General features: G+C 70.5%; 6 protein-coding genes and 1 pseudogene. 3 read left to right on the plus strand and 4 right to left on the minus strand.

The genetic code is table 11. The features are described from left to right. Together KBZ04_RS10575 and KBZ04_RS10580 are read left to right on the plus strand one after the other, a co-directional pair. Positions 1 to 1,611 (plus strand): peptidase domain-containing ABC transporter (locus KBZ04_RS10575; RefSeq protein WP_254991895.1); only part of this gene is annotated, 1,611 nt, incomplete at its 5' end. Next, a complete protein-coding gene (locus KBZ04_RS10580; protein WP_254991896.1) occupies positions 1,611 to 2,771 on the plus strand; it encodes an HlyD family secretion protein in 1,161 nt (386 codons plus the stop codon). The genes KBZ04_RS10575 and KBZ04_RS10580, both read left to right, overlap by 1 nt. Here the strand turns inward: KBZ04_RS10580 and KBZ04_RS10585 are convergent. Both KBZ04_RS10585 and KBZ04_RS10590 read right to left on the minus strand, forming a co-directional pair. Next, the gene (locus KBZ04_RS10585) at positions 2,737 to 3,636 is read right to left on the minus strand and encodes a class I SAM-dependent methyltransferase (RefSeq protein WP_254991897.1); all 900 of its coding nucleotides are present in this window, start codon (positions 3,634 to 3,636) and stop codon (positions 2,737 to 2,739) included. The genes KBZ04_RS10580 and KBZ04_RS10585 overlap by 35 nt on opposite strands. Continuing rightward, on the minus strand, positions 3,587 to 4,273 hold the full coding sequence (locus KBZ04_RS10590) for a TVP38/TMEM64 family protein (RefSeq protein ID WP_254991898.1): 687 nt from the start codon (positions 4,271 to 4,273) through the stop codon (positions 3,587 to 3,589). Before KBZ04_RS10590 ends, KBZ04_RS10585 begins: the two co-directional genes overlap by 50 nt. A 51-nt stretch (positions 4,274 to 4,324) precedes the next feature. On the opposite strand from KBZ04_RS10590, the gene KBZ04_RS10595 reads away from it, so the two are divergent. Then, entirely contained in the window at positions 4,325 to 5,866 is a 1,542-nt protein-coding gene (locus KBZ04_RS10595) for a jacalin-like lectin (protein ID WP_254991899.1), read from the plus strand. 13 nt (positions 5,867 to 5,879) lie between these two features. Here KBZ04_RS10595 and KBZ04_RS10600 read toward each other — a convergent pair whose 3' ends face one another. Beyond that, positions 5,880 to 8,699, minus strand: coding sequence for a valine--tRNA ligase (locus KBZ04_RS10600; protein ID WP_254991900.1), 2,820 nt, complete (start codon positions 8,697 to 8,699; stop codon positions 5,880 to 5,882). Positions 8,700 to 8,794: 95 nt separating this feature from the next. Next, positions 8,795 to 9,201, minus strand: a pseudogene (locus KBZ04_RS10605) (hypothetical protein); the annotation flags it as partial.

Consider the following 9,201-nt stretch of genomic DNA (forward strand, 5'->3'; position numbering starts at 1 on the left):
ATCCAGGTGATCATCGACAAGGTGATCTCCCAGCGCAGCCTCGACACGCTGCAGAGCCTGGGCATGGCCCTGGTGGTGGTCACCCTGATGGAGGGGGTGATCGGATCCTTGCGCACCTTCCTGTTCACCGACACCACCAACCGCATCGACCTGCGCCTGGGTGCCGAGGTGATCGACCACCTGCTGCGCCTGCCGCTCGGCTATTTCGACAAGCGTCCGGTCGGGGAGCTGGGCACCCGCATCGCCGAGCTGGAGAAGATCCGCAACTTCCTCACCGGCCAGGCCCTGATCACCCTGCTGGATGCGGCCTTCTCGGTGATCTACATCATCGTGATGGCGATCTACAGCTGGCTGCTGACGATCATTGCCCTGGCCGTCCTGCCGATCCAGGTGGGACTCACCCTGCTCGGAGCCCCCCTGTTCCGGCGCCAGTACCGCCAGGCGGCCGAGGAGAACGCCCGCACCCAGAGCCACCTGGTGGAGGTGCTCACCGGCATCCAGACGGTGAAGGCCCAGAACGTGGAGATGGTGAGCCGCTGGAAATGGCAGGAGCTGTACGCCAAATACATCTCCCGCACCTTCGAGAAGACCATCACCGGCACCTTCCTCAACGAGACCAGCTCGGTGCTCCAGAAGCTCTCCCAGCTGCTGGTGCTCTGGGTGGGCGCCACCATGGTGCTCAAGGGGGAGCTGACCCTGGGCCAGCTGATCGCTTTCCGGATTATCAGCGGCTACGTCACCCAGCCCCTGCTGCGGCTCTCCTCGATCTGGCAGAACATCCAGGAGCTGCGGGTCTCCTTCGAGCGTCTCGCCGACGTGGTCGACACCCCGGAGGAGTCGAGCGAAGCCGATCGCGGCCACATCCCCCTGCCGCCGGTGAAAGGCGACGTGGTGTTCGAGAACCTCAGCTTCCGCTTCAATCCCGCCGGACCCGAGGTTCTGACCAACGTCAGCCTGCATGTTCCCCCCGGCACCTTCACCGGGATCGTGGGCCAGAGCGGCAGCGGCAAGAGCACCCTGATGAAGCTGCTGCCGCGGCTCTACTCCCCCACGAAGGGGCGCATCCTCGTGGACGGCTACGACATCGACAAGGTGGAGCTCTATTCCCTGCGCCGCCAGGTCGGCATCGTGCCCCAGGACCCCCTGCTCTTCTCCGGCACCATCAGCGAGAACATCGCCCTCACCAACCCGGAGGCCCCCAGCGATGCCATCGTCGAGGCCGCCAGGATCGCCGGCGCCCATGACTTCATCATGGAGCTCTCCTCCGGCTACAGCACCCCCCTGGGGGAGCGCGGCGCCTCCCTTTCCGGCGGCCAGCGCCAGCGCATCGCCATCGCCCGCACCCTGCTGAGCCAGCCCCAGCTCCTGGTGATGGACGAGGCCACCAGCGCCCTCGACTACGACACCGAACGCCAGGTGTGCGACAACCTGCGGGAGGCGATGAGCCAGAGCACCGTGTTCTTCATCACCCACCGGCTCTCCACCATCCGCCGCGCCGATCTGATCGTGATGATGCACCAGGGCGCCATCGTCGAAACCGGCAGCCATGAGGAACTGATGGCCATGAAGGGACGCTATTTCGCGCTGTATCGCCAGCAGGAGGCGGGCTGATGGTTCCCCCCACCCCAGGCAGCCTGCTGCGCCGGGCCCAGAACGGCCTCGAGCGCAGCATTCACACCGACAGCGACGACGTGGTGCTGCAGCAGTCGCGCTTCTGGGCCCGTTCGATCACCTGGACCCTGATGGGGGTCACCCTGTTCGGCCTCGGCTGGCTGGCCTTCGCCCAGACCGAGGAGATCGTCACCGCCCCGGGCAAGCTCGAACCCCTGGGGGTGGTGAAGGACATCCAGATGCCGGTGGGCGGCGTGGTGGAGGAAGTGATGGTGAAGGAGGGCGAGCGGGTGAAGAAGGGCCAGGTGCTGCTGCGCCTCGACACCGAGACCACCCTCGATCGCCAGGCCAGCATGGAGCAGACGATCCGGTACAAGCAGCAGCAGCTGCGGCTCAAGCAGGTGGAGCTCGACCGCTACCTGCAGTTCAATGACACTGAGCAGCGGGTGCTGCGCCAGAGCCTGGTGCTGGAGAAGGACGTGCTCGGCCGCCTCGAGACCCTCAACAAGGAGGGCGCCACCGCCGAGCTTCAGTACCTCTCCCAGCGCAACAAGGTACAGGAGGTGGAGGGCAAGCTCCAGGAGGGCCAGGTGGACCGGCTGCGCCAGCAGGCGATCCTGCAGCAGGGCATCCGCGAAATCCAGAGCGAGCTGGCCGACCTGCGCAGCAAACTGACCGAGCTGAACGTCAACATCCGCTACCAGGCGATCCGGGCCCCCGAGGCGGGTGTGGTGTTCGAGCTCAAGCCCCGCTCCCGCGGCTTCGTCGCCCAGACCAGCGAACCGGTGATGAAGGTGGTGCCCTTCGACAAGCTGGAGGCGCGGGTGGAGGTGCCCAGCCGGGAGATCGGTTTCGTCACGGTGGGCAAGGCCGCCGACATCAGCATCGATTCGTTCCCGGCCACCGATTTCGGCGTGCTGCAGGGCACCGTGCGGCGCATCGGCTCCGATGCCCTGCCCCCGGACCAGATGAACAACTTCTACCGCTTTCCGGTGGACATCCGGCTCAACTCCCAGCAGCTCAAGCTGAAGAGCGGCAAGGTGCTGCCCCTTCAGGTGGGCATGTCCCTCACCGCCAACGTCAAGCTGCGCAAGGTCACCTACCTGCAGCTGCTGCTCAGCGACTTCAAGGACAAGGCGGACGCTCTGCGGCAGATCTGAGCCGCTCCATGGCGAGGTAGTGGTCGGGGATGATGCGGTTGCGCAATCCCACCAGGGGCTCCAGCCAGGGCAGCAGCAGGCCGTCGAGCCCCAGGTTCACCAGAGCGCCGGCCACCCGGAAGGCCCGCCGCCAGCGGGCCGCCGGGGCGATCAGATGCAGGGCACGGCGGTGCACCGGTCCGTCGATGCAGACCAGCCAGGCCGGGTCCATCCCCGCCTGCGCCATCGCCACCTCGAAGCTGCGGCGGCTGTGGAAGCTGATGTGCTGGCCGTTGCCGAAGGCGTAGTACCACCAGTCGGGGCCGGGGATCTCGCCCGGCGACCGCATCAGGGTGGAGAAGACGAACAGGGGCGTGGCGCCCACCTCGTCCCTCAGGAACCCGGGGGTGCCGGGCACATGTTCGATCACCTCGAAGGCGGTCTTGCAGCCGATGGGGCCATCGCCCGGGGGCTCGCAGAAGGGGCGGATCAGTTCCATCGCCGCATAGGCGTCGGTGCCGTGGAAATCGAAGCCGTGATCGCGCAACAGCCGCGGCAGCATGCCCAGGCCGGTGCCCAGGTCGCAGCCCGGCTCGCTGGGGCCGAAGCGGCCAAGGCGGCCGATCACCAGCAGCAGCCGCAGCAGGCGCGAGGCGTGCAGGTTGCGGTCGACGTAGCCGGTGTCGCCGTAGAAGGACTCCTCATAGGCCACGTCCAGCCAGGTGGGATCGGCCAGGAAAAGGAAGTCGCAGCTGCTGCAGTGGGCGAGTTCAGCCTCCACCCGCGCCTTGCTCACCCGCACCCGCCGCACCGGGGTGAGGCGTTCGCTGCCGCAGTTAGGGCAGGCGCCGGCGGTGGAGCGTGGGGGAGTCTCGGCCGTCGCCATCGCTGGCCTGCATCGCAACGTGGGAGGCTACCCCGCGTTCCACCAGGGCCAGGCGCACCTGGCGGCCCACCAGCAGCACCGCCGCCACGGTGGCCGCCACCCCCAGCAGTCGCAGGGCCCAGGTGACCCCATCGGCCGGGCCGGCCAGCAGCGCCGCAAAGCGGCTGGGATCGCCGGCCGCCGCCCCCAGGGCGCAGAACAGCACGGTGCCGGGGAGGATGCCGATCAGGCCGATCGAGTAGTCGCGCAGGCTCACCTCACTGAGGCCGTAGGCGAGGTTCAGCAGGCTGAAGGGGAAGGCCGGCGACAGGCGGGTGAGCAGCACCAGGACCAGGCCCTGGCGGCACACCGCCCGCTCCACCGCCAGCAGCCGCGGCGCCCCGGCCAGGCGGCGGCGGGCCCAGCCCCGCCAGCGGCCGCGCCCCAGCAGGAACACCGCCTGGGCCCCCAGGCAGGCCCCGGCGAACACCAGCACGCTGCCCCAGAGCGGTCCGTAGAGCACCCCGGCCAGCATCGAGGCCCAGACCCCCGGCAGCAGCAGGGTGACCCACAGGGCGTAGAGGGGCACGAAGGCCACCGCCCCCAGCGGCGAACGCAGCCAGGCCAGCAGGTGATCCGACAGCCAGAGCGGGTCCATGGGGCCACCGTATCGACCCTGCCTAGGCTTGGGTCTGCTGACTGCGTCGCCATGGCTGACCCGTCGGAGCTGGCGCGGCAGGTCGCCCGGGGGGCCCTGTTCCGGGGGCGCCACAGCGTCGCCGACTCCGGCGAACCCCTCGAGGCGGCCGTGGGCGGCACGGTGCTGGCGGCGGGCGGCGGCAGCACGGTGGGCTGGCAGCTCTGCCGCAGCAGCGAAGAGCTGGTGCGCTCGCTGCACAACGACACCTCCCTGGGTGTGGGCCTGGGACCCCTGAGCCTGCTGGGGGCCAAGCGGTCGTTCCGCGACTCCCTGAAGACCACCGCCTTCAGCCTGTCGCTGGTGGTGTGGGCCCGGCAGGTGAGCGTGGCGCTGGAGGCGGGCCAGACCCGGCCGCTGGAGGGGGTGGCGGTGCCGGCCGGCGCTGCCGAGCTCGAGTCCTTCGTGGCCCTGCACGGCGATGGCTTCGTGGCGGCGGCGGAGGTGGGCGGGGAGTGCCACGGAGTGTTCACCTTCTACGCCCAGTCGCGGGAACAGGCCCGGATGGTGGAGCGGCAGATCGGCGCCGAACTGGGCCTCGGCGGCCTGAGCCTCAACCCCGCCATGGTGGAAACGGTGACATCGGTCGCCCGCAGCGCCGCGGTGAACCTCGGCTTCCGGATGCAAGTGATCGGCACCAGGGCCCAGCCAGCGGCCGACGCCGCCTCCCTGATCCCCTTCGCCCGCGACTTCGCCCAGCTGCCGCTGGATCAGCCGGCGCTGATCGGAGTCCGGACCCGGGGCTACGAGACGGTGCCGGCCATCGGCGCCGCCTTCGAGGCGGTGGCCGCCAACCGGCGGCTGTTCAGCGGCGACGCCTCGGGCACCGGCCTGCTGGAGCGTCGCGAGCAGGTGGTGGGACTGATCCGCCAGATGGACTGGGTGGCCGAAACGTACCGGCTCTACGGCGTGGCCCCGGACCCGGCGCTGGCCGTCCGGCGCGCCGCCGCCGCGGCCGATCGGCGGGCGATCGACGCCTGCCTGGCCGCCTACCGGGACGCCGCCGCCACCCCCCTGGTGGCCCCGGCGCTGCCGTCCCTGGCGGCGGGCAGCCCGGAGCTGAGCGTGACCCTGGCCGAGGAGCTGCCGATGGGGGGCAACGGCGGCGCCCCCTTCGCCTTCCCCGGGCGGGCCGACGCGATCCGCCGGCGCCAGCGGCTGGTGGAGGTGGGCCTGCGCACCGGCTCGCGGGTGGATCAGATCCGGCTGCGCTATGCCAGCGAGGGCGATCCGCTTGAGCAGGAGGTCCATGGCGGCGGCGGCGGTGGCGACCGGGGGGTGCTGCAGCTGGCGGAGGGCGTCACGATCCGGCGCATCGAGGGCCTCAGCGGCAGCCGCGTCGACCGGCTGTTCCTGAGCAGCAGCGACGGCCAGCGCATCGGCGGCGGCGGCGATGCCGGCGACCGCCCGGTCGACTGGACGGTGCCCGAGGACGCGGTGGTGCTGGGCTTCAGCGGCCGCAGCGGCCGCGAACTCGATGGCCTGCGGGCCGTGGTGGCCCGCTTCGGGCCCCTGATCTGGCAACCGCTGGAGGCGGAGGCGGGGGAGAGCTGAGGGAAACGCCCCCTCAGCCCAGATCCGCCAGCCGCTGCCGCGCCAGCGCCGCCTGGGCCTCGGCTTCGGCCAGGTTGGCCTGGCACTCGGCCACCACCTCCGGCGGAGCCTTGCCGGCGAAGTTGGGGTTGGCAAGGCGGCCAGCCAGGCCGCTGATCTCCTTGGTGGCCTTGGCGATGTCCTTCTCCAGGCGGGCGCGCAGGGCGTCGAGGTCGACCAGGCCGTCCAGGGGCAGCAGCACCTGCAGCTCGCCGCTCACCGCGGCCAGGGACCGGGCCGCCGGCCGCTCTGCCGCCGCCGCCGGATCCAGCACGGTCACGCTCTCCGCCCGGGTGAGGGTGGCGATGTCGGCGCTGCCCTCCCGCAGCACCGCCACCAGCTGCTCGCGGCCGGTGATGAACAGCACCGGCGCCCCCTGGGAGGGCTTGAGGCCGGCCACGGCCCGCAGGTTGCGCACCACCCGGATCGCCTCGATCAGCTCGGCGAACGACGCCTCCAGACCTTCATCGAGGGCGGCGCTGTCGGCCGCCGGCCAGCTCTGCAGGGCCAGGAAGGTGCCCTCGGGGGCGCCGGTGAGCCCGTGCCAGAGCTCCTCGCTCAGGTGGGGCATCAGCGGATGCAGCAGCACCAGCAGCTCCGCCAGCACCTTGGCCAGCACCTGCCGGGCAACGCGCTGGTCGGCCAGCACCTCGGCCGTGAGGGGCTGCCCCTCGGCGATAGGGCGCGGATTGAGGCGCCGTTTCAGCAATTCAATCGTCCAGTCGCAGACCTCGTTCCAGGCGAACTCGTACAGCCCCTTGGCGGCTTCCCCCAGGCCATAGCTGGCGTAGCGCTGCGCCGTCTCGCGCTTGACCCGCTCCAGCCGCGACAGGATCCAGCGGTCGGCGAGCTGCAGGTGTGCGGGGTCCGGCGCACCCAGGGAGGCGGGCGTCTCACCGCCCAGGTTCATCAGGGCGAAGCGGGTGGCGTTCCAGAGCTTGTTGGCGAAGTTGCGCGCCGCCTCCACCGTGGCCGAACTGCCCTCGCTGCGGTCGTAGTCGAGGCGGATGTCCTGGCCGGCGCCGGCCACTTCGCGCACCAGGGCGAAGCGCAGGGCATCGGCGCCGTAGCGCTCGATCAGCGGCAGCGGGTCGATGCCGTTGCCGGCACTCTTGCTCATCTTGCGGTTGTTCTCGTCCCGCACCAGGCCGTGGATCATCACGTCGGCGAAGGGCATCCAGGCCTGGCCGGCGCCGAGGGGCTGCATGGCGCCGGCCAGCATCGTCATGCGGGCCACCCAGAAGAAGATGATGTCGAAGCCCGTCACCAGCACGCTGGTGGGGTACCAGCGGGCCAGATCGGCGGCCTCCGTCTCGGGCCAACCCAGGGTGGAGAAGGGCCACAGGCCGCTGGAGAACCAGGTGTCGAGCACGTCCGGGTCCTGCTCCAGCTGCAGCTCCCGGCCGGCCGCCCGGCTGGCTACGCCGTAGGCCGCTTCCGCCTTGACGCGGGCCTCCGCCCCATCGCGGGCCACCACGTAGGGCGTCGCCTCGGTGATCACACCGCCGGTCTCGCTGACCACGAACCAGGCGGGGATGCGGTGGCCCCACCAGAGCTGGCGGCTGATGCACCAGTCGCGGATGTCGGTGAGCCAGTCGCGGTAGACCTTCTCCCAGCGCTCGGGCACGAAGCGGGGCGCGCCGCCCTCGAGGGCCTCCCGGCAGCGGGCCGCCAGCGGTTCGGCACGGGCGAACCACTGGGTGGAGAGCAGCGGCTCCACCGGCACCTTGCCGCGATCCGAAAAGGGCACGCTGTGGCGGTGGGGCTCCACCTTCACCAGGAACCCCTCCGCCTCCATCGCCGCCACCACCGCCGCTCGGGCCTCGAAGCGGTCCAGGCCGGCGAAGCGGCCGGCCGCTGCGTTCATGCTGCCGTCCTTGGCCATCACCGTGATCAGGGGCAGGCCGTGGCGGCTGCCGATGGCGAAGTCGTTGGGGTCGTGGGCGGGGGTCACCTTGACGCAGCCCGTTCCGAAGGCCGGATCCACGTGCTCATCCGCCACGATCGGGATCTGGCGCCCCACCAGGGGCAGGCTGATCGTCTGGCCCACCAGGGCGGCGTAGCGGGGGTCGCTGGGGTGCACGGCCACGCCGGTGTCCCCCAGCAGCGTCTCGGGGCGGGTGGTGGCCACCACCAGATGGTCGGTGCCATCGAGGGCGGGGCCGCCGCTGAGCGGATAGCGGAAGTGCCAGAGGTGACCGTCCAGCTCCTTCATCTCCACCTCCAGGTCGCTCACCGCCGATCCCGAGGCCGGGCACCAGTTCACCAGGTATTCGCCGCGATAGATCAGCCCCTGCTCATGCAGGCGCACGAAGGCCTCCACCACCGCCGCGCTCAAGCCGGGATCGAGGGTGAAGCGCTCCCGGCGCCAATCCACCGAATAGCCCAGCCGGCGCAGCTGGCCCACGATCGTGCCGCCGCTTTCCCCCTTCCAGGCCCAGGCGCGCTCCAGGAAGGCGTCGCGGCCCAGGTCGTCCTTGCTGCCGCCTTCGGCCTTGATCTGCTTCTCCAGCAGCGTCTGCACCGCGATCGAGGCGTGGTCGGTGCCGGGCAGACAGAGCACGTTTTTGCCCTGCAGGCGCTGGAAGCGCACGATCGTGTCGATCAGAGCCGTCTCGAAGCCGTGGCCCATGTGCAGGCTGCCGGTCACGTTCGGCGGCGGGATCACCACCGCGAAAGGCTCACCGCCCGCGGCCGGATCGGGATGGAAGGCACCGGCCTCCTCCCAGGCCGCCTGCCAGCGCGCCTCGGTGGCGGCCGGGTCGTAGGTCTTGGCGAGGGGCTCGGCGGACACAGGGGACGTTGGGCAGTGGGCCCATGGTCGCAAAAGGGCGCCGCTTGGCTGGGTGTGCGGCGGCGTCACTCGGGGGCGATCGTCATGGCCCTGGCTCACGTGCCGAGGATGTTGATGGCCCTGGCCGCGATCACGGCGATGGTCAGCAGGGAGATGGAGCTTTCCAGCATCATCAGCAGCATGGCCCGGGCGCTGAGTGGGATGGCCCCGGTGGGGCTGAAGGCCGTCGCCGTTGAGAAGCCCAGGAACAGGTAGTCGATGAAGGTGGGGCGCCAGTCCGGGCGGACGGCATCGGGCACCCCCTCCTGGGGAAAGAACCAGTCCGCGCGGATGGGCAGACGATTGAGCCTCGCCTCGGGGCCACCCCGATCGACATGCCAGAACGCCAGAGAGAACGTGACCACGTTGGAGACCCAGATCGCGATGCCGGAGGCGAGCAGCTCGATGGCATTGAGCTGTCCTCGGCCGAACAGCATCTCCTGAATCAGACCGACCAGATTCG

The organism is Cyanobium sp. N5-Cardenillas (genome assembly GCF_024345515.1).
Taxonomy (GTDB): Bacteria; Cyanobacteriota; Cyanobacteriia; order PCC-6307; family Cyanobiaceae; genus Cyanobium.